Annotated in this window: 18 protein-coding genes and 1 rRNA gene; 6 read left to right on the top strand and 13 right to left on the bottom strand. The window is 43.2% G+C overall.

From position 1 onward, the window contains the following. Nucleotides 1-20 precede the first annotated feature (20 nt). From NBH16_RS18875 to NBH16_RS18930, 12 genes are all read right to left on the bottom strand, one after another. Nucleotides 21-2561, bottom strand: a complete 2541-nt coding sequence (locus NBH16_RS18875; RefSeq protein ID WP_005855085.1) for an adenosylcobalamin-dependent ribonucleoside-diphosphate reductase — start codon at nucleotides 2559-2561, stop codon at nucleotides 21-23. Between the two features lie 257 nt (nucleotides 2562-2818). Beyond that, entirely contained in the window at nucleotides 2819-4216 is a 1398-nt protein-coding gene (dnaA, locus tag NBH16_RS18880; RefSeq protein WP_008774487.1) for a chromosomal replication initiator protein DnaA, read from the bottom strand. 366 nt (nucleotides 4217-4582) lie between these two features. Further along, complete coding sequence (locus tag NBH16_RS18885; RefSeq protein ID WP_005855082.1) at nucleotides 4583-5467, bottom strand: MlaD family protein; 885 nt, start codon at nucleotides 5465-5467, stop codon at nucleotides 4583-4585. Between the two features lie 37 nt (nucleotides 5468-5504). After that, complete coding sequence (locus NBH16_RS18890; protein WP_009018600.1) at nucleotides 5505-6668, bottom strand: N-acetylmuramoyl-L-alanine amidase family protein; 1164 nt, start codon at nucleotides 6666-6668, stop codon at nucleotides 5505-5507. Between the two features lie 135 nt (nucleotides 6669-6803). After that, the gene (rplI, locus tag NBH16_RS18895; protein WP_005855078.1) at nucleotides 6804-7250 is read right to left on the bottom strand and encodes a 50S ribosomal protein L9; all 447 of its coding nucleotides are present in this window, start codon (nucleotides 7248-7250) and stop codon (nucleotides 6804-6806) included. 21 nt (nucleotides 7251-7271) lie between these two features. Further along, entirely contained in the window at nucleotides 7272-7541 is a 270-nt protein-coding gene (rpsR, locus tag NBH16_RS18900) for a 30S ribosomal protein S18 (RefSeq protein WP_005637107.1), read from the bottom strand. A 2-nt stretch (nucleotides 7542-7543) separates the two neighbouring features. Beyond that, nucleotides 7544-7900 (bottom strand): 30S ribosomal protein S6, encoded by a 357-nt coding sequence (gene rpsF / locus NBH16_RS18905; RefSeq protein WP_005865478.1) that lies wholly within the window; start codon nucleotides 7898-7900, stop codon nucleotides 7544-7546. Nucleotides 7901-8186: 286 nt separating this feature from the next. Beyond that, entirely contained in the window at nucleotides 8187-9911 is a 1725-nt protein-coding gene (locus tag NBH16_RS18910; RefSeq protein ID WP_039849067.1) for an FAD-dependent oxidoreductase, read from the bottom strand. 3 nt (nucleotides 9912-9914) lie between these two features. Next, on the bottom strand, nucleotides 9915-11687 hold the full coding sequence (locus NBH16_RS18915) for a RagB/SusD family nutrient uptake outer membrane protein (RefSeq protein WP_005855070.1): 1773 nt from the start codon (nucleotides 11685-11687) through the stop codon (nucleotides 9915-9917). Nucleotides 11688-11697: 10 nt separating this feature from the next. Beyond that, nucleotides 11698-14988: a TonB-dependent receptor gene (locus tag NBH16_RS18920; RefSeq protein WP_122297644.1), complete on the bottom strand. Its 3291-nt coding sequence runs from the start codon at nucleotides 14986-14988 to the stop codon at nucleotides 11698-11700. A gap of 296 nt (nucleotides 14989-15284) precedes the next feature. Continuing rightward, the gene (locus NBH16_RS18925; RefSeq protein WP_048928353.1) at nucleotides 15285-16265 is read right to left on the bottom strand and encodes a FecR family protein; all 981 of its coding nucleotides are present in this window, start codon (nucleotides 16263-16265) and stop codon (nucleotides 15285-15287) included. A 61-nt stretch (nucleotides 16266-16326) separates the two neighbouring features. After that, nucleotides 16327-16878, bottom strand: a complete 552-nt coding sequence (locus tag NBH16_RS18930; protein ID WP_009018594.1) for an RNA polymerase sigma-70 factor — start codon at nucleotides 16876-16878, stop codon at nucleotides 16327-16329. A gap of 380 nt (nucleotides 16879-17258) precedes the next feature. Between NBH16_RS18930 and cbiB the strand changes: the two genes are divergently transcribed. Genes cbiB through cobC form a run of 6 tightly spaced genes read left to right on the top strand, consistent with a single transcriptional unit; the run spans nucleotide 17259 to nucleotide 21664 of the window. Continuing rightward, on the top strand, nucleotides 17259-18218 hold the full coding sequence (gene cbiB, locus NBH16_RS18935) for an adenosylcobinamide-phosphate synthase CbiB (RefSeq protein ID WP_057329256.1): 960 nt from the start codon (nucleotides 17259-17261) through the stop codon (nucleotides 18216-18218). 10 nt (nucleotides 18219-18228) lie between these two features. Then, nucleotides 18229-18798: a S4 domain-containing protein gene (locus NBH16_RS18940; RefSeq protein WP_005865462.1), complete on the top strand. Its 570-nt coding sequence runs from the start codon at nucleotides 18229-18231 to the stop codon at nucleotides 18796-18798. Continuing rightward, entirely contained in the window at nucleotides 18791-19306 is a 516-nt protein-coding gene (cobU, locus tag NBH16_RS18945) for a bifunctional adenosylcobinamide kinase/adenosylcobinamide-phosphate guanylyltransferase (RefSeq protein WP_057329223.1), read from the top strand. Before NBH16_RS18940 ends, cobU begins: the two co-directional genes overlap by 8 nt. A 30-nt stretch (nucleotides 19307-19336) precedes the next feature. Beyond that, nucleotides 19337-20377 carry a nicotinate-nucleotide--dimethylbenzimidazole phosphoribosyltransferase gene (gene cobT, locus NBH16_RS18950; RefSeq protein WP_250788967.1) on the top strand — a complete coding sequence of 347 codons (1041 nt, stop codon included), beginning with the start codon at nucleotides 19337-19339 and terminating at the stop codon, nucleotides 20375-20377. A 1-nt stretch (nucleotide 20378) separates the two neighbouring features. After that, the gene (locus NBH16_RS18955; RefSeq protein ID WP_250788968.1) at nucleotides 20379-21128 is read left to right on the top strand and encodes an adenosylcobinamide-GDP ribazoletransferase; all 750 of its coding nucleotides are present in this window, start codon (nucleotides 20379-20381) and stop codon (nucleotides 21126-21128) included. 2 nt (nucleotides 21129-21130) lie between these two features. Then, a complete protein-coding gene (gene cobC, locus NBH16_RS18960; protein WP_005855050.1) occupies nucleotides 21131-21664 on the top strand; it encodes an alpha-ribazole phosphatase in 534 nt (177 codons plus the stop codon). A gap of 111 nt (nucleotides 21665-21775) precedes the next feature. Here cobC and rrf read toward each other — a convergent pair. Continuing rightward, nucleotides 21776-21886: ribosomal RNA gene (gene rrf, locus NBH16_RS18965) — 5S ribosomal RNA — on the bottom strand. Between the last annotated feature and the right edge of the window lie 4 nt (nucleotides 21887-21890).

Consider the following 21890-nt stretch of genomic DNA (forward strand, 5'->3'; position numbering starts at 1 on the left):
ATATAGATTTAGTCAATTATTTAACCGCATTTAGAGGCTCCGCAATTCGTGCAGATCAAACAACCTTCTTGATAAATCAAGGTCTCCAACCCACAGTTCGGACATTTCTGCCCTTTCGCTTCCATGCCGTTCGGTAAATATTTCTTCAAGGCCCGTTCCACGCCATTCTTCCAAGTATTGATAGACTCGCTATTCAACTCCATACCCTGTACCAGTTTTATAACCTGATCGATAGGCATTCCGTAACGGAGCACACCGGAAATCAATTTAGCGTAGTTCCAATATTCCGGATTAAACTTGCCATCCAAGCCTTCGATTGTCATTTTATAACCGCGTTTATTCTTGAACTGGAAGTCGTAATGCTTATTACCATCCTCATCATAGCTCTTGATGATCGTACCTTTAGAAACGTTTTTAGGTAACATGATACCCTCGTCATCATCGGCCAAACCGGTAAAGATCTCATACGGACGGCCATTCAACAAGCCGACGAAAGCGATCCATTTCTCACGGTTATTCTGGAATTTTACCACATCCGCATCCAATTCACGAGGACGGGTAGATACGATAACCGGTGGTTGCATGCAGTTGCAATCCTCTTTTTTCTTCTTTTTATCTGTCGCAATCAAGACACCGGAACGAGAACCATCTCGATAAACAGTACATCCTTTACATCCGCATCTCCATGCCTCAACATACAAAGAGTCTACCAACTCCTCACTTACATCGTTCGGCAAATTGATCGTTACGCTGATAGAATGGTCCACCCATTTCTGAATGCGTCCTTGCATACGGACTTTTTGTAACCAATCGACATCATTGGAAGTCGCTTTATAATAAGGAGACTTAGCAACTAGCTCCTCCACTTCTTCTTGTGTATATTTCTTACTTGCCGAATAACCATTCGCTTGCATCCACGTTACAAACTTATGATGGAATACGATATACTCCTCGAAAGCGTCGCCTGTCTCATCCACGAAATCCACACGAGCCTCGGAATCGTTCGGGTTTACTTTGCGGCGGCGCTTATATACCGGCAAGAATACCGGCTCTATACCGGAAGTGGTCTGTGTCATCAAGCTAGTCGTTCCCGTCGGAGCGATTGTTAAGCAAGCGATATTACGACGGCCGTATTTCAACATATCCTCATATAAAGCAGGATCAGCCTCACGCAAACGGTTGATGAACGGATTTTTTTCCTCACGCTTCGCATCGAATATCTCAAAGGCACCACGTTCTTTCGCCAACATTACGGATGAACGATAAGCGGCCAAAGCTAATGTCTTTTGTATAAGTTCCGCACAATCGGTTGCTTCTTCTGTTCCATAACGCAAACCTAAAGCGGCAATCATATCGCCTTCCGCCGTAATGCCCACACCTGTACGGCGTCCTTGCAAAGTCTTTCGTTGGATCTTTTCCCACAAATGACGCTCTGTTTGTCTTACCTCCATGGATTCCGGATCCGAGTCGATCTTAGCCAAGATCATCTCGATCTTCTCCGACTCTAAATCAATAATATCATCCATAATCCGCTGGGCCAAACCTACATGCTTCTTGAACAAATCATAATCGAAATAAGCGTCCGGAGTGAACGGATTTACCACATATGAATATAAATTGATCGCTAACAAACGGCAACTATCATACGGACAAAGAGGTATCTCGCCACAAGGATTCGTGGAAACCGTACGGAACCCCAGATCCGCATAGCAGTCTGGTACAGACTCACGTAAGATCGTGTCCCAGAATAGCACACCCGGTTCAGCGGATTTCCAAGCGTTATGAATAATTTTTTTCCATAAGCCAGAAGCATCGATATCCTTCACATAAACGGGAGAATCCGAATCAATTGGATATTGTTGCTTATAGGTACCGCCATTAACCGCGGCATTCATGAAATCATCATCAATCTTCACAGATACATTTGCACCTGTAACCTTACCTTCCGTCATCTTAGCGTCGATAAACGCCTCCGAGTCCGGATGTTTAATAGAAACGCTCAGCATCAAAGCTCCACGACGGCCATCTTGGGCCACCTCACGGGTGGAATTCGAATAACGTTCCATAAACGGAACCAACCCGGTAGAAGTCAACGCAGAATTCTTAACCGGAGAACCTTTCGGGCGAATATGCGAAAGATCATGGCCTACACCACCACGGCGCTTCATTAATTGTACCTGTTCTTCGTCAATACGAATAATCGCACCATACGAATCCGCTTGCCCGTCCAATCCGATAACAAAACAATTAGAGAGTGAGGCAATTTGATAATCATTGCCAATTCCCGTCATCGGACTTCCTTGCGGAACGATGTAGCGGAAATGATCAAACAGGTCGAAAAGTTCTTGTTCCGACAACGGATTCGGATACTTTTTTTCCACACGGGCAATCTCACTTGCCAAGCGATGATGCATATCATTCGGAGATTCCTCATAGATATTTCCAAACGCATCCTTCAAGGCATATTTATTTACCCATACTTTAGCGGCGAGCTCGTCACCGGTAAAGTAATCCAATGAAGCCTTAAACGCTTCGTCAAAAGTGTAAGTTTTACGATCCACAATTATTATATTTATTTTGCGACTGCAAGTTTACGCATACTTTACCAGTTATCCAAATTACCCTACGTTAAAAAGAATACTTATTGAAAAGTTTTCCAAAACCAAACTCGCAACCCCACATTTTCAACTACTTAAACAAAACTAAGCATCAAATAGTTTTCCAAAAAGAAAACTTAACACTTATACGGATCTTCCAAAACAAAGAAGGACGCCTCTTTAAAGAGACGTCCTTATCCTACTATATAGGGATTCTTAATTTAGTTCTTGAGCAAGACCTCGATTTCCTCTACGGAAGACCGGAAAGACTTACTAGTCTCAATCTGGTCTTTGATCGTCTTACAAGCATGCAAGACCGTCGCATGGTCTTTCTTTCCTACGATCTTTCCAATATGGGAAAAAGAGGAGTCCGTATATTTCTTCGCCAAATACATCGTGATCTGACGGGCTTGCACGATCTCACGTTTACGGGAATTAGTCTGGATAACCGATTGCTCCAAGTTGAAATACTTGCAAACGATCTCCTGAATCATCTGTACGGAGATCTGTTTCTTCTCCAACCGAACCGCTTGGCTAACCACACGTTTCGTCAACGGCAGATCGATCTCACGATTATTGATAACCGCATTAGCCATTAAAGAGACGAGAATACCTTCTAAGTCACGGACATTCTCCGTCACATTATTAGCGATAAAGTTAAAGACCTCATCCGGAATCATGATTCCGTCATGGTTGATCTTATTCTTCAGTATCTTTTTACGTAGATCCAGATCCGGACGGCTCAACTCAGCCGTCAATCCCCATTTTAAACGGGTGATCAAGCGCTCTTCCATACCTTGCAAATCCACAGGAGGTTTATCAGAAGTCAAGATAAGCTGCTTACCTAACTGGTGCAAGTGGTTGAAAATATGGAAGAATGTATTTTGAGTCTTATCCATACCGATCAACTCCTGTATATCATCCAACAGCAGCACATCGATATTTTGATAAAAATTCAAGAAGTCATTAGTCGTATTCTTACGGATAGCATCTGTAAACTGTACCCGGAACAAATGCGAAGATACATATAACACTTTCTTTTCCGGATGCAACTCCCGGATACGGGTTCCGATCGCATGGCATAAGTGAGTTTTACCCACTCCTGACGGACCAAAAATAAACAACGGGTTAAACGTAGTCTTTCCCGGATTCTGGGCAACAGCCTCACCCGCCGTACGAACCAGCTTATTGCTCGTACCCTCGAAATAATTATCAAAATTATACTTCGGGTTCAACTGAGGGTCCAAATCCTGCGGAGCAGTCGTCATAAAAGGATTCGGAGCCTTGTTAGCGTCCTTGGGAGTGACTTTCTTTACAGCGGTGGAAGCATTCTCCGCCGGATAATCAACCGTACCACCAGTGGTCTTATCCACCATGATACGGTAGTTAAGAATGGTTCCTTGACCGATTACACGATACAATGTAACTTTCAAAACATTAACATACTTCTCTTCCAGATACTCATAGAAGAATTGACTAGGCACCTGTATGGTAAACTTCTTGTCTTCGTATGATAACGGAACGATAGGTACGAACCATGTGTCAAAAGCTGCCTTAGGCACAATATCCTTTATGACCGCAAGGCACTTATTCCACAATGTTTGATAATCAGTCTGCATGTTTTCTTTCTCTCCCACTAATACTTTTTACATTCGGACTACAAAGTTTAGAAATTAATTCCGAAAAAAAAAGTGCTATTTTGTTTGGTAAATATGAATTTTCAATATCCCTTTTAGATTCAGATAGTTACTAATACCTATCTGATTTACTGCTATTTAGATCGACCAACGTTCAAAAACCCTTTATTTTAGAGACCTCTACAAAAGCGTAAACGCTGACGTCCGGTGACGGAATAAGGCCTCAGGAAGTATCTATCTCACTTTACCTAAAGGCCTTATGCGTATAATCAGCAGGAGTCCCCTAACTTTTTGTCTAATTAGAATGATTCTAAATAACGTCTTTTATGCTATGATTTTTTAACATAATCAAAAAACAGAGAAATGCACGTATCTCTTCGGATTCTCCCGCAAATCAAGCAATAGCTTAGAGGCGTTGTCCATCGTGCTGTTCAGATTATCATACAATCCTTTGTCGTTTAACAACAAGCCGATGCTATTATCCGTCGAGTTCAATTTATCCGTAGTCAACTTCAAGTTCGCCAAGGTCGCATTGATGGAATTGACCGTTGTAGCCAAATCCAATTCTTTCAAGTTGGCGCTCACCTCCGAGAAATTATCCGTCATCGTCTTCAAGTTATTCACGATACCCGGTACATCCTTACTCAACATCTGATTCAACTGACGGGTAGACACCTCTAGGTTGCTAGTCGTTTTTTCGATATGATTCAAGGATTGAGCCAAGGCCGGATGAGCGATCAAGGTTTGCAAGCTACCCAAAATCGTGTCGATCTTCGGCAAAAGGTTCTCAACGCTTGGCAAGATCTTCTCCTGTACGGATTGCATCATATCCTCTTCCATTCGTCCCTCGAGCGTAGAACCCGGCTTCAAAAAGTCATCCACGTAAGTGTTCAAATGAATATGCAACTCAGCTCCGCTTAAGAAAGTATTGACAACCGCTATATAACTTCCCTTATTCAGCCTCATCTTATCTTCCAAACTAACCTCAACGATGATCTTACCGGTCGTATCATAGTCATAAATAATATCACGAACCAATCCCACCTTAAAACCATCCACAAATACAGGGCTGGAAATCGTCACCCCCTTTACGTTGCTGAATGATACGTAGTAATGGTTCACCGGTTGAAACAGGTTAATACCCTTCAGATAATTAATGCCTAAATACAATAACGCCAGACTTACGATCGTCACAAGTCCGATCTTCGCCTCTTTAGTGAATACACTTTTCATTTCCTTTATTTATAATGTATAATTTATTCCTATATCATTAATATTTCACCTTCTTCCCATCCTTAAAAGCGATGATGAAGGCATCTTTAAAATCCTTCGCGATCGTTCGGCGCATCTTCCGGATCGAGTTAAAATCCGAAGTCTCGCCATACGTGTATTTATAGATACCTTTCTCCACATAGAAATCCACGTTCTTGTACCCCTTAAATAACCGGGAGTTCGCAGGAAGCTTCTTATTGGAAGTCAAGAATTGTATCTTATATATAACCTTTCCTTTCGTGTTCCTGTTCACGGAAGTGGTAGAAGAAACTGAGGTTTTCTGTCTTGTAGCTTGCTGTTTTTTATTTAAGATATCAGCCTCGCTCCCCGGAGGCGGAGTTTCCTCATTCGCTACGGGAGCAGCGACAACTCCGGAAAAATTTCCTTTACGACGATCGTAATTCTTCTTATATTTGCAAAAAGCATCGTACAACGCTTCCGCCAATTTATTTTGTCCGGCGGCGGTTCTCATGAACTGCTCTTCTTGACGATTCGAGATATACCCCAACTCGACCAGAACACTGGGCATGCTCGTTTTGCGAAGCACCAAAAAACCAGCCTGTCTTACGCCACGGTCTACCCGCTTACAAGCCCCGAACGATTTCTGTATCTCGGAAGCCAGACTAATACTTTGCTCCATATGCTTATTCTGCATAAACTCGAAAATGATATATGACTCCGAAGAGTTCGGGTCAAATCCCTCATACCGTTGTTGATAATTATCCTCCAACAAGATCGCTGAGTTCTCGCTCATAGCCACCTCTAAGTTCTCTTCGCTACGGGCCAAACCCAGCGTATACGTCTCCGTACCTTGCACGGTACTTCCACGCTTTACGGCATTCGTATGGATAGACACGAAAAGATCCGCCTTATTGCGGTTCGCTATATTCGCACGTTCGTCCAACTCGATAAAACGATCCGTCTTACGAGTATAGATCACACGCACATCCTCCGCGTTATTCTCTATCAGTCGACCCAATTTTAAGGCGACAGCGAGATTTATCTCCTTCTCATTAATATTCGCCCCTCTAGCGCCCGGATCCTTCCCGCCATGCCCAGCATCGATCACGACCGTAAAAGTCTTCTCTCTCGCCTGAAGTCCGGGCAAGAAAAAAAACAACGCAAATAGCAAGTTAATATATAGAAAAGACTTTTTGCTCACTTTCTAAAATTATTGCAAATTCGGGAACAAATGTAGCGCTTTTTTGCTGATTGACAGATGTCTTTTTTTATAATTAAAACAAAAAAAGAGGGCAGTTTCGAAACTACCCTCTTTCATGATATATTAAAGTATCTATTATTCAGAAACAACCTCGAAAGGAACCTCAACGGAAACCTCTTTGTGAAGTTTCAAAACAGCCTTATAGCTACCTACTTCCTTAACAGACTCCTTGATATAGATAATCTTACGATCGATATTCTCGAAACCAGCCTTAGCCAAAGCCTCAGCAACTTGGATATTCGTTACAGAACCGAAGATCGTACCTGTAGAGCTAGTCTTAGCACCAATCGTCAAAGCTACACCCTCTAACTTAGCGGCCAAAGTCTGAGCGTCTTCCTTGATCTTAGCCAATTTGTGGGCACGTTGCTTCAAGTTCTCAGCCAATACTTTCTTAGCAGACTCTGAAGCGATCACTGCCTTACCCGTGGGGATTAGAAAGTTACGTCCGTAACCGTCTTTTACTGTTACGATATCGTCTTTGTAGCCTAAATTCACTACATCTTCTTTCAAAATAACTTGCATATTCTGTCTCCTCTTAATTAATTATTTCATCAAATCGGTCACGTAAGGAAGCAAAGCCAAGTGACGAGCACGCTTTACAGCCTGAGCCACACGACGTTGGAACTTCAAGGAAGTACCAGTGATACGACGCGGAAGGATCTTACCTTGCTCGTTCAAGAATTTCTTCAAGAATTCAGGATCCTTATAATCGATATACTTGATACCGTTCTTTTTGAAACGGCAATATTTTTTCTTCTTAACGTCTACTGAAGGCGGAGTTAAATATCTGATTTCTGATTGAGTTGCTGCCATAATTAATTATTCTCCTTTACTGTTTCTTTAGATGATTTCAGATTTCTTCTCTTAGCTGCATATTCTGCGGCATACTTGTCTTGACGGAAAGTCAAGAAGCGGATCACACGCTCGTCACGACGGAAGTTCAACTCCAACGTAGCGATAACACTAGGATCTGCCTTGAATTCAACCAACTGGTAGAAGCCTGTTGTCTTCTTGTCGATAGGATAAGCTAACTTGCGCAAGCCCCAGTTTTCTTCATTCACGATCTCAGCTCCTTGAGCTTTCAGAAGGTTCGTGAATTTCTCTACCGCTTCCTTCATCTGAGCGTCAGACAAAACGGGAGTCAAAATGAAAACGGTTTCGTAATTGTTCATAAAACGCTGTTTAATATTGATTAATAAAAAATTTTGCGGTGCAAAGGTAGTGATTATTTCGTAATTGACAAACAAATACATATTATTAAAAAGAAAAAACTTTCGCTTAACCTATTTTAATACAAAAAAAATCCACACCCACTCATTCGGGATTCTTTTTGCCCGTCTAAAGGTAAAAACATTTTCTTGACATAAAAAGAAAAGAACCGTATCAACAAAACAAGAATTCATTTCTTGATTCCATTAATACGGTTCTCCAATCCTAATTTTTACCAACACACAATATTTACACAAGTTCTTTTTTCCATGCAATCTCGACTCCTTCTTTTTGAATCCATTGCTGGAAATCCGTTAGCATATTCTTATCGCTGCGAATAATACGAGCGGATATTTGCTTTTTACTGGCATAGGTAATTAATAAACCTACAGCTTCTCCTATTCCCCACTCTACTGGATGGGTACGATAACACCCATTTGTTATGTGAGTCGTCCCTATATTTTTACATGCAGGGAACAAATTATTTACCCGCTGTGGTAATAAAGCACCTAACGGTATTTGAAAACGAAGAGAGTTGAAATCTATATAATTGTCTCCTCCACAAGAAGGATGCAAATCTATATGATAATAACCAATACCAACACTATCATAAAATGCAGCAGCAGTTGTTTCTCCTGATATCAACTTCCTATTCTCTTCGCCCACATGCTCCTCTAAAATTCTAAATTCCGCTTTAATGCGGCGTGACTCCCTTATATAAGGATATTTAGCCATTCCATCTTTCGTACCAAGCAAATTTTTACGGAGCCTTAATCCCTTCCAACCAACACCACCATCTGGTCGTGGGGCTTCAGTCTGTAGCCAATATAACAATGAAAGATTCAAAGCTTTTGCGGCATCCACATGCTTCTGAAATTCATTCTCGGGCACATCTATAATATTCCCTAACATATAATCATTCTGAGGCCAATTAACAAGAGTCGTGCTCCCTTGGTAAGTACCTGGAAGAAAATTATGCTGATCTATAATTCTACGATACATCCAAAAGTTAAAAGCATCCGTTGGTGTTCCATCAGGAATACAGACGGCATGATTAGGTTTTAATGTAGATGGTGTCGGATAGGTCATACTCAACAATTTACCCGGCCATGCAGGAGTTAAATTTGGTATATAGTTAGCCCAAAACGTATAATTATCTGGCTTATCGATTGTCCAATCTTCTCCCGGTATGTATTCCATCGCAAAACAAACAGTAAAAGCCTGATTATTCAAAGGATTTGACTGCTTAGCAGCATGCAGCTCTTTTGTATCTTCTTGCGACTCCGAACCTGTTACATATTCAGTCTTCGTCAGTGGTAGTAAATCACCACACTCTGTCGCATCCACAAAATAAGGAGCGGTCAAGGTAACAAGTTCTCCATTTTGTCTATCTCGTACAGTAACAGCTAACACTTCATCTCCCTGCACATCGGAACTTTGAGCCTTATGATTTAACAAAATTTGTAATTTTCCCGCACTAACATAAGGCATTAGCATTTCCATCAAGACCTCCACAGAAACCATCGGTTCATGGCATATTTTAGATACACCACCATTACCCGGATTTAGATATGGATTATTACGAGCCGCCTCTGTTAAATGATAATGATACCGATAAAAATCACGTATTTTATTTCTATACATTTGATAAGATGCGGTAGCTCCACCAGACTCAATCCATTTATGTTCGTCTGGCGGTACACCTTGCTGAGCAACCTGTCCACCAATCCAATCCGTTTCTTCCGTAAGAATTACATTCATACCATTTCTACAAGCGGCTAACGCAGTTGCACAACCGCCCATTCCTCCTCCAACAACCACAATATCAGCTTTCATTTCCTCTACTTTCGCTCCTCCTTCAATCGGCATGGAAGAGGAAATCTTATTCCCTTTTTGGCAAGCTGTCACAAGAGGAAGCAAAAGCGAGCTTCCTCCTGTCAATAAACTATAAGTCAAAAAATCTCGTCGTTTCATATTTTAATACCCTTTATTTTGAACTAATTTAGGATTACGATCCAATTCTTGTTGAGGAATAGGCCATAACTCAAATTTAGCATCCCAATAACGATTTGCGTCCCTTACTTTCAATTTCTCTTTATAAGACTCATAATCAGGAATATCATTTAAATCATGACGATCCGATTTCTTAAAATAAGGAATATCGGTCTCAGACAAACCTTTATAACGAATTTCCTCGATAGGACGACCATACATCGGTTTCTCATTTTCTAAATCCCCAATTCCCCATCTTCTCATATCGATCAGATGCAATCCTTCAATAGCGAATTCTACCTTACGCTCTCTTCTTACTAATTGACGCATTTTCTCTATATTTCCGATTCTATCAGCCGATACATTGGGCATCCCTACACGATTTCGTACTTGATTGATAGCGTCATAAACGCTCTGATCCAACTCCCCTAGTTCAATCTTCGCTTCCGCATAACCAAGTAAGATTTCCGCATACCGCATGATTGGTACATTTTGACTTGTATAGCTAATATTTTGAGATGTTTCTTTACTATATTTAGCTATAATATAACCACACCCGGCATTGGTAAAACTAGCCCAAGCTGCAGCGCTATTTATATCATCATTATTTCTAACCTCCCATTCACCAGTCGTATAATTATATTGTTGTGTCTCGTCATCATAGGCATTGATAATAACGGTATTCAAAGAACCATTATTACAAGTAGCTGTATCTCCATGCATCCATAAAGTAGCCTTGAAACGAGGGTCCCTGTTCTTTTGTGGGTGATGTACATCATATAGTGGAGATTCATCAATACGTTTCCCATCTATACATTCATAAGTATCTGCCAACAGCATACTCGGATGTCGAGACGTTTGTCCTTGCATACGAGAGACAAAACCAAATCCAGTCCAATTCCTGTGAACATTCGTACCATCAACATTATAGATCATCTCCAAAATCATCTCGTTTCGGACATCTGCTTTCGCCTGTCCTTCCACGACAAACAAATCCTCGTAGTTCAATGCCAGCAAACGTTTCCCGATCACTTTTGAGGCTGCTTCAGCGGCTATTTTAAAATATTCAGTACTTTTTCCTCCGAAATCTAAACTCCCCCCTAATAAAGCCATACGATTGATAAGACCATACGCAAATGATTTATCAACACGTCCTCTATCCATTGCGATCCAATCTAGATATTCGGTAGCTTCATTACATTCGTTTATAATAAAATCCAATATTTTAACCCTTGATGTTTTTTCCACCTCATACTGATCGGAAGTGGGAGGTTCTGTATAAAAAGGCACATCCCCCCATAAAGCGATTAACAGATAATAATAATACGCTCTTAACACACGGACCTCCGATACATACTGTAAAGACTTCTTACTAAGATCATCCATATTCGGCCTCACTCCTGTTAAAAATGCGTTTGCTCTCGCTACGTTCGTATAAAGTTGGGACCAGAATTTAAGTATATCGCTGTTATCCGCATTTAAACCACCTCCCGCACCAATCGTCGTATTCTCATTTCTTTCCAGAGCTAGCCCTGTATAAAAATCAAAGATTGTCGTATGGGCGAGTTCTCCTACAACCTGCATATATAAGTTCGAATATACACCAGTTGCCCCTTCTCTGATTGCGTTCTCATTTGTATAAAATCCCTCGTTTGTGTAAGACGGATTCGTATCTTCTACATCCAAAAAATCACTGCATGATATATTAATAAAAACAAGTAACACGCAAATCGTATAAATGAATCTGTATCTTTTCATAACCTTTCCTTTAAAATTTTATATCGACACCAAATGTATAAACCTGAGTAACCGGATAATAAGATGATACATCACCTTCAGGATCATATCCTTTATATCCTTTTGCTATTGTGAGTAGATTTTGGCCGCTTAGATAAAATCGCACATTACTAAGCCCTGATTTACCTAATATATTCTTAGGCAATGAATAACCTACACTCACGTTCTTTAAACGCATATAAGCCCCACTCTTTACCCAAAAAGAAGAAGGAATATTATTCATGTTTCCTCCGCCTGAACCATCAATCAATAATAGAGGATATTCTGCATTTCGATTCTCTTCAGACCAAGAATCCAACTGATGTTCGTAAACAGTACCTCCCATCCAAAACGGCCTTGCTCCTGCTCCGTTAAAGAATATATCCCGTTTACCCACTCCTTGTAAAAACACATTAAAATCAAAGTTATTCCATTCCGCACCTAGATTCAGACTAAAAGAATAACGTGGTTGTGGATCACCGATAATCGTACGATCCGCATCTGTGATCTGGCCATCAGGTACCCCTTCAGGGCCACTAATATCCTTATATTTTATATATCCGGGCTTTACATTATCTTTATTATTCCCATAAACTGGATAGCTATTAATCTCCTCTTTAGACTGGAAATATCCATCAGCCACATATCCATACCAAGAACTTATAGGGAATCCCTCTTGTGTCGTATTATTATCATTAATATACTTATTTCCATACAGATCCGTCACCTCATTTTTTACATCGGATAACATAGCCCTAATGTTATATTTCACTTTTCCTATCCGATCATGCCACATCACGCTTAAATCCCAACCGTTATTTCTCATATTGCCCGCATTCTCCCATGGAGAAGTCAAACCAACCGCATAAGTCACGGGAAATTGTTGCAACATATCGCTAATTTCACGGATGTAATAATCAAACGTCACATCCAAACGGGTATTAAAAGCGGTAATATCCAATCCAAAATCAAACTGCTGTGATTTCTCCCACGAGATTTCAGGATTAGACAACGCATTGGAATAAATTCCTGTAGTATAATTTTTACTATCTCCAAACCAATACGAGGCATCCAAGGCTAATACAGACGCATATGGATAATAGTCCTTGAGGTCTTGGTTTCCTAAAGAACCATACGAAGCACGGATCTTCAAATTATCAATCGCATCTTTTAATGGATCGAAGAAATGTTCCTCTGATATTCGCCATCCAATAGACACTGAAGGAAAAAATCCCCAGCGATTTTTAGCAGTGAACCTTGATGAGCCATCGTAACGTCCGGTAAGTTCGATTAAATATTTGTCCGCAAAAGTATAATTAAAGCGAGCGAAATATGACATCATAGTCAATTTAGAACTATTGCCATTAACCATAGAAGAAGAGGCATCCCCATGATTCATTTCCTCGTAGCCATCATAGTAATAATTATTACGTGAACCACCAAACGACTTATTTTTGAACTCATCGGTTTGAAATCCCAAAAAGCCCTTAAAATAATGCCTTTCATTGAAAGTATTTTCATAAGTCACCTGAGCGTTAAACTGGTTCTTAATTAACTGATACCACTCCTCGTACCTAGATTTAGTCGTAGGATAAGTCATGATAAAATTACCACCTTCATAAGTATCATAGGTATTCTGAAACTTATCTTGTTTATTCTCATACCGCCTGCTGGCATAACTGGCCAAGATCTCCATACCTTTGATTGGTGTCAAAGCGAGAGTTCCTTTTACATCTATATCATTATTATCTACAACCTTAACCCCACCATCAATCGCTTGCGCTAACGGATTGATACCATTTTGGCCATTTCCCCAAGTTCCATCATTATTAACAGCCCCAAAAAGAGGTGTAAAACGCAACGTACTATTTATAATATTATTTGTTCCACTCGTCGGGTCTTTTTGAATGCTTCTACGGATATTCAGGTTTAAACCCGCCCTAAGCCACTCTGTTAGCTTAACGTCCGTGTTTGAACGAATAGCAGTACGTTTGAACGAATTATTTGGTATTAAACCATCCTCATAATTATAGGAAGCATTGACAAATGTCTTTAACACATCACTACCACCACTAACACTAAGTGAATGATTGTGTGTTAACGTGATTTCATCAAATACTAGATCTTTCCAATTCGTATCATACCTATGAATATTATCTGCCCCAGAAGTCTTATAGGCATTAATTACCTCTTCCGAATATTGAGGGGCTTGATTATTATTAACGCACGCTTGATTGATAGCCTCCATATAAGTGACCGCATCTACGGGATTAGGAGTCGAGGTAGGCGTACGAAATCCTACATAACCATTATAAGAGACCGATAATTTATTTTCTTTAGCCCTTTTGGTTGTCACCAAAATGACACCATTAGAGGCACGAGATCCATAGATCGACGCTGATGCAGCATCTTTCAATACAGAGACAGACTCTATCGCATTCATATCGACAGAGTTCATATCCCCCTCAACCCCATCTATCAATACCAAAGGCTCACTATTCGAATTGATCGATCCCGTTCCTCGGATTTGGATGGAGGCCGTCGCTCCCGGAGCTCCGGAACTTTGGGTAACAACCATACCCGGTATCAAGCCTTGTAAGGCTTGAGATGAACTGGAAAGGTTTCGCTTCGTTAAATCCTGACTAGAAATACTTTGCACCGCTCCCGTCAGATTTACCTTCTTTTGTGTTCCATATCCAACAACGACCACCTCGTCTAAAGCTTGCGTATCCTCGCCAAGTTTAATGGAGAAATCGGTCTTTCCTGAGACCGATAATTCTTGCGTATTATAGCCGATATATGAGACTTGAAGAGTAGCATTACCGCTTACCTCTAACGTGAATTTTCCATCAATATCAGTGATAGTTCCGTTTGCAGTCCCCTTCTCCACAACATTTGCACCAATCACAGGGATACCTTGGTTATCGACAATCACACCCGATACTCTTTTTCTGTCTTTCGTGGTATCATCCGCTTTCTCCGGTACAATAAGTATGTAATTTCCATTTGTCTTATATGTGTACCCCGTATTCTTTAACAATTGCGATAAGGCCAACAAGACTTCCATTTCTTTTTGATCCATCAAGACCTTTCTCGACACATCCAATTGACTATCATTATAGGCTATCTTATAAGTCGAGACTGACTCTAGTTTCTCAAATGCTTGTTTTAAAGAGATAAAACCGTCATGAAATGTCACTTTTTGCGCATCAATAGGCAAACTCCGAACCATAGCAAGACTCAAACAAAGAATAGTGATACATATAGATTTATTCCTGTTCATGCGATATTAGATTTTTTAGTTAAACATTTATATTTCCTTCTATAGTACGTACTCGTTATTAGGACAAGGAATACGAAGGATACACCTAACAGAACAAAGTTAACAAATGTAAAACGCAGAACATTGAGTAATAGAAATTTCAAATGGACACAAACACCAAACTGTTTATCGAAAGCTCGTATCTATTGTTCAGCTCGACAAACAAACAGTGAGATAAAGTTTTTACTTCTAATTGGTAAACACACTCGTTTCTATATATACTTTCACTTTTAAAAGAAGACTAAGAAATATACATTTTAATCAATATAGACTCCATCCTCTTTGATCTGATACTCTAAACCAGGTACTATCTCCTTGAGCAGCATCATGATGTTCACCAATGACTCATTCTTATTGAAATGGATCGTAAGCCGGTTGGAATGATAAGCGGAGGTACGCAAATGCACCTTCACATTATAGACACGTTCCAAGGTTTTTAAAATATCCTCGAAAGAATCGTTGTTAAACAACAAGCCTCCCTCTTTCCATGCCGAGTAATCCGAGCCCACCACCTGCCGCACGTCCACCTTTCCCCGGGAAGGGATGTAGACAAGCTGCTCGTTAGGACTCAATATACATGGAGCCACCGAGGGATCATCAGGAAGGATCTTCAAGGAACCTTCCTCCAAGGTTGTCGTTATCTTCTCTTGGTCCGAGTAAGCGGATAAATTAAACTCGGTACCCAACACTTGTACCCGCATCGCTTTCGTCCGCACAATGAAAGGTTGCTCAGGACGTTTTCGCACCTTGAAATATCCCTCTCCCACCAGATAGATCTCTCGCTTATCCCCGATAAAGTCGGATGGATAAAGCAGCAAGGTACTGGAATTCAACCAGACCTCGCTACCATCGGGCAAGGTGATCCGCTCCCGCTTGCCGGAAGGTACGAACCGCTCCATAAAAGCGAGCTGCCTGACATCCCGTGCGTCTCTATATAGATAATAAGAAACACCCAACGACAACAAAGGGATCAGCCAGATAGCGGCGATACGCACCCATGCCGGGATACGCAGACAGGGACGGGGCCTCACGTCCAATGTATTCTCCAACCGGGCGAAAGCCATCTCGCTTCGTTTATCCGCCTCCGGAAAACCGATCTCATTCCAGATCTCCCGTAAAACCTCTTCCTTTTCCCGTTCGTCTCCCGGCTCCGCCAATCGTTGATGTACCCGATCCACCATCTCCCCGGAGAACGAATGATGGAAAAAGTATTTTAATATCTTTTTTATAGGACTCATTCCTGCTTTTCTATTTTATCTTGTTTATAGGACCTACTTTTCTCACTTCACCCTCAATTCATTAACATATCATAACAAGAAGGAAAGTCAATACTACGTTCCGCAATTCCCTTAACGCTAGATTCAAATGTTTTTCCACGGTCTTTTTTGAGAGTTGTAAATTCTCGGCGATCTCTGTGTTCGACAATCCCTCATTACGGCTCATCCGGTAGATCATCCTCCGCTGTGGCGGCATGGTCTCTACAATCATATCCACCAACAATCGCAAATCCTTAGCGACTAAATCCTCATAAGGCGTACTTCGCTCCTCGTCTTCCTCCGAAGCACTCTCCAAGCTCACGAGATTCACCCGGCGGGATTCGATATAATTGAACGCCGTATGCTTCGCCAGCACATAGAGGTAGGAACCGAACGTCCTCACTTCCGTGAAACGACTCCGATGCGTCCAAAGCTTTAGGAAAATCTCTTGGGTCAAGTCCTCGGCATCACTCTCGGACTTCACGAGTCCCAGCACGAAATAATAGACTTTCAGATGGTAACGCATGAACAATTCCCGGAAAGCGGTATGATTTCCAACGGCAAATTGTTCTAAAATGGATTTTTCATCTGTCATCTCGATTAACTCCTTTCACGATACGGTGGGAGCAAATAAAGTAATAATAACCGGCCGTAAGAACGTTTTTTTGTTAATAAACACAAAATTGAAAGGAATCCACTGTATATCAAGCCCTCCCTTCCCGAAGATTTAAGGCTTCTAAAGGCATTCTTTAGCCGTTTTTTCCGTACCTATTCATCTTCTACCATCCGTTGTATGATCATCCACCAACTGTTAGAAGATCATGCAACAGATGGTGGATGATCATTTAACGGCTGATAGAATATGAAAGTCTACGCTCGAAATCCTTTAAATGTAGGTTTCTTTCGCCTAATGTGTGATGAAGAATCGCTTACCGCTTCCTTATGTTCTTTTTTTTGTCTAAGTTTGTTCCTTCAATGACATTCAATATGTATTGGTTACATCATTCTATCAATTTACTCAAGATCGTGCCCTTTTTGGGTGGTTGGTTATCCGACCGGTTGCTGGGAGACCCGGAAGGTTGGCCCCATCCGATCGTATGGTTTGGCAAAGCGATCAGCGCCGGAGAGAAAGCGTTGAATAAAGGCTCCGAGCGGGTCCTAAAAGGCGGCATACTGGCAGTCGTGCTTATCCTTGGCGTGTATTTAATCTGCGAGTGGATATTGTCGTGGGCTTGGATCATACATCCGCAGTTCAGTGGGTTGCTGACGGCTGTCGGCGTATTTTATTGCCTATCCGGAAAGACGCTTATCAAGGAAGTGAAGGCGGTGTTCGAGGCCGTGGACCGTAGCACGGAAGAAGGACGGCGGCAAGTGGCACGGATCGTGGGGAGGGATACCTCGAACCTGTCGCCGCAAGAGATACGGGCGGCAGCGTTGGAGACCTTGTCCGAGAACTTAAGCGACGGCGTGATCGCCCCGATGTTTTGGTTTGCCCTGCTGGGGTTGCCGGGGATGATGGCTTACAAGATGGTGAATACGCTGGACTCGATGATCGGTTATAAGAATGAGCGTTACCTTGAGTTCGGACGGATAGCGGCGCAAATCGACGATATCGCCAATTACATCCCGGCCCGCCTCACGGCCTATTTGATGTTGCTGGTCTCCAATAATTGGGGGAAAAGGGATTTCGTACGGCGTTTCGGCCCTGAACACGCAAGCCCTAATTCCGGTTATCCAGAAGCGGCCTTGGCGGCGGTCTTGGACTGCCAGTTCGGGGGGACGCACGATTATTTCGGCAAACCGGTGGAGAAGCCTTATATCGGAACGAACGCGAGGCCTTTCACGACCGAGGATATGCGTATCGCCATTCAAGTGAATAGTAATACGGAACTGTTGATGGGTGTGATCGTCACCCTTATTTTACTAATAATATAATATTAATAATATGGAAATTAGATTAAACAAACTGATAAGCGAAGCCGGTGTTTGCTCACGCCGGGAAGCGGACAATTTCATCGAGATGGAACGGGTAACCGTAAACGGCAAGCAACCGCACGTAGGCCAGAAGGTCACGGCAGAGGATGTCGTATTGGTGGACGGTGAACGCTTGAACGTAGAGAAATATATCCGCCTGCAAGAGGAGGAGAAAAAGGAGATGCAGCAAGAAAAAGAATTACTCGGCACGCTCCGGAAAGCGAAACCCGAGAACAAGGGAGGCCATGAAGGCGCTAAAATGGAGAAGTTCGGAAAGTTCAATAAATACGCTGCCGCCCGTAAGGCGCAGAAAGAGGGAGGCTGGAAATCCAAGACCGCCAAGCTTACCGATGAGGAGAAGTTATTGCGGGATGCCTTACGCCCCAAGTTCGGAAAGGCACTGAGCAAATCGGCGGTGGCGCAGCGGATCGCCGCCAACCCGAAATCGGCCGCCCTTCGGAAGACGAGCAAGAACAATCCGATCAACAAGGCTAAACGTGCCGCCCACCGGAAAAACAGGAATCACGAAGGCGATGAGTAAGAAAGTGATCTTAGTGACTGGAGGACAGCGGTCCGGCAAGAGCGGATACGCACAGAGGCTCGCCTTATCGCTGTCGCCCAAACCGGTTTACCTAGCTACCTCCCGAATCTGGGACGAGGAGTTCCGGAAGCGGGTGGAACGCCACCAGCGAGACCGTGGACCCGAGTGGACCAATATAGAGGAAGAGAAATACTTGAGCCGCCACGATCTTACCGATCGTGTCGTGGTGATCGATTGCGTAACCCTTTGGGGAACGAATTTCTTCTTCGACAATCAAAGCGACGTGGAATTATCTCTCTCCCTCCTCAAAGCGGAGTTCGATAAACTCTCCCGACAAGATGCCTACCTGATCTTCGTGACAAATGAGTTGGGTATGGGAGGTGTGCCGATAGACGAGGTGCAACGGAAATTTACCGATATGCAAGGCTGGCTCAACCAATACATCGCCTCGAAGGCGGACGAGGTTGTCTTGATGGTCAGCGGAATCCCCGTCAAGATCAAGGAATAAGAACAACGACTTATATAAAATACTACTATCATGATACAATTTCACATCGAGGCCCCGGACAAAGGGCTGGAGGCCGCTTTACAAGACAAGATCGATAATCTGACAAAGCCGAAAGGCTCATTGGGAACGCTCGAGGCGCTCGCCCTGCAAGTGGGATTGATCCAGCAAACCTTATCGCCTGTCTTGCGTCATCCCGTGAACGTAATCTATGCATCGGATCACGGCATCGCCGACGAGGGCGTAAGCAAATCTCCCAAGGAGGTAACTCGCCAAGTGATCCATAATTTCTTGAACGGAGGAGCGGGAGTTTGCTACCTTGCCCGCCAGCATGGGTTTGAGTTGAAGATCGTGGATGGCGGCGTGGATTTCGATTTCCCCGTTATCCCCCAACTTATCGACCGCAAGGTGCGCAAGGGAGGAACCCGTAACTTTCTTCACGAGGCGGCCATGACCGTGGAGGAAATGGAGAAAGCCCTTCAATACGGAGCCGATATCGTGACGGATTGTTACAACGAAGGCTGTAACGTGATCAGTTTCGGAGAGATGGGTATCGGGAATACGGCGGCTTCCAGCATGTGGATGACTTGCCTCACGCAAATCCCATTGATCGACTGTGTGGGGGCCGGTAGTGGACTGGACAGCGAGGGCGTACGGCATAAATACAACGTACTGAAACGCTCGTTGGAGAATTACAAAGGGGATGGAAGCGCCTTGGATGTAATGCGCTACTTCGGAGGGTATGAGATGGTTATGGCTGTAGGAGGCATGTTGCGTGCCGCCGAACTGAAGATGATTATCCTCGTGGATGGTTTTATCATGACGAATTGCGTATTGGTGGCTTCCCGCTTATATCCGGAAATGCAATCGTATTGCGTATTCGGGCATTGCGGCGACGAGGCCGGGCATAAACGAGTACTGGATTTTTTGGGGGCAAAAGCATTGCTCGATCTAGGGCTACGGCTGGGAGAAGGTTCCGGCTCGGTATGCGCTTACCCGATACTCGACTCCGCCATTCGCATGATCAACGAGATGCATAGTTTCAAGCAAGCGGCAATCACCAAATATTTCTGATATGTTGCGGATACTCGCTGCGTTTATATTCTTTACTCGGTTACCGTTCTGGCGGTTGGCGGAGGTTCCGGCGGCCTGTTTCAAGAATATCGTGAGCCATTGGGCGTTGGTCGGTTGGCTGACGGCTGGTTTGTCGGTATTGGTCTTGTACGCTACCTCCTTGATTCTTCCGCCATCCGTGGCGATCTTATGCGCCATGATTGCCCGATTGCTGATAACTGGCTGCCTGCATGAGGACGGGCTGGCGGATTTCTTCGATGGTTTCGGCGGCGGCACGAGCCGGGAACGCATATTGGCGATCATGAAAGACTCGCATATAGGCAGCTATGGGGTAATCGGACTGATTTTCTACTTCGGACTGTTCTACCTACTAGTAAGCAGTCTCCCGATCGAGCTAGCGGGATCTGCCATACTGGCTGGAGATCCTTTTTGCAAAGGCGTCTCCAGCATGATCATCAATCGCCTGCCTTACGCGAGGAAAGAGGAGGAAGCCAAGAACAAGACCGTATATAGCCGAATGACCTCTCGAGAATATGTATTTAGCATCATTTGTGCTTTCTTACCATTATTATGGCTTCCCCAACCTGTTTACTTACTAGCGGGTATATTCCCGGTTATCACTTGGTACTTCCTCACCTCTTTCATGAAGAGAAAGATACAAGGATATACGGGAGACTGCTGTGGAGCGACTTTTCTTCTTTGTGAGTTAAGCTTCTATATGGGTTTCGTGATCATCTATCAAACTATATAATTATGGAGATTTATTTAATCAGACATACCTCTGTCGATGTTCCCGCCGGCTACGCCTACGGGCAAACCGATGTTCCATTGAAACCGACCTTCGAGGAAGAGGCGGAAGAGGTAAAAAAAGGCTTGAGCGATCATACGTTCGATAAGGTTTGGACAAGTCCCCTTACCCGCTGCGTGCGCTTAGCTAATTATTGCGGCTTTCCGGAGGCGGAGAGAGAAGACCGTATCAAGGAGGTGAATTTCGGGGAATGGGAAATGAAGTCATGGAATGAGCTATCCTCCGATCCCCGCTCAGAGGCTTGGTTTAAGGATTGGGTTAATAACCCGACTCCAAACGGTGAATCCCTACAAGATCAATACGACCGGGTTAGCGACTTCTTGAATGAGCTTCGCAAAAGCGGGCTGCAAAAGGTATGCCTGTTCGCGCATGGCGGGGTATTGACTTGTGCCCGGGTCTACGCTGGCGAATATCCTTTGCAAGACGCTTTTAAGAACGTACCCTCTTACGGGGCTATCGTAAAATTAGTGCTGGATTAACCAAAATCCGGCACATTTCGAAAGGATTAGATGCGGCCACGCCACATCTCTACAACGGCTGGTGTATATACCAAAAAAAGGAGCCAATCTTTCGACTGACTCCTTCACCTAAGACGGCGGCTACCTACTCTTCCACTGTTACGCAGTACCATCGGCGTGACGAGGCTTAACTTCTCTGTTCGGAATGGGAAGAGGTGGATCCCTCGTGCTATAGCCACCTTAATTT

This window comes from Parabacteroides sp. Y3-G-102 (assembly GCF_023656845.1).
GTDB classification, from domain to species: domain Bacteria; phylum Bacteroidota; class Bacteroidia; order Bacteroidales; family Tannerellaceae; genus Parabacteroides; species Parabacteroides distasonis.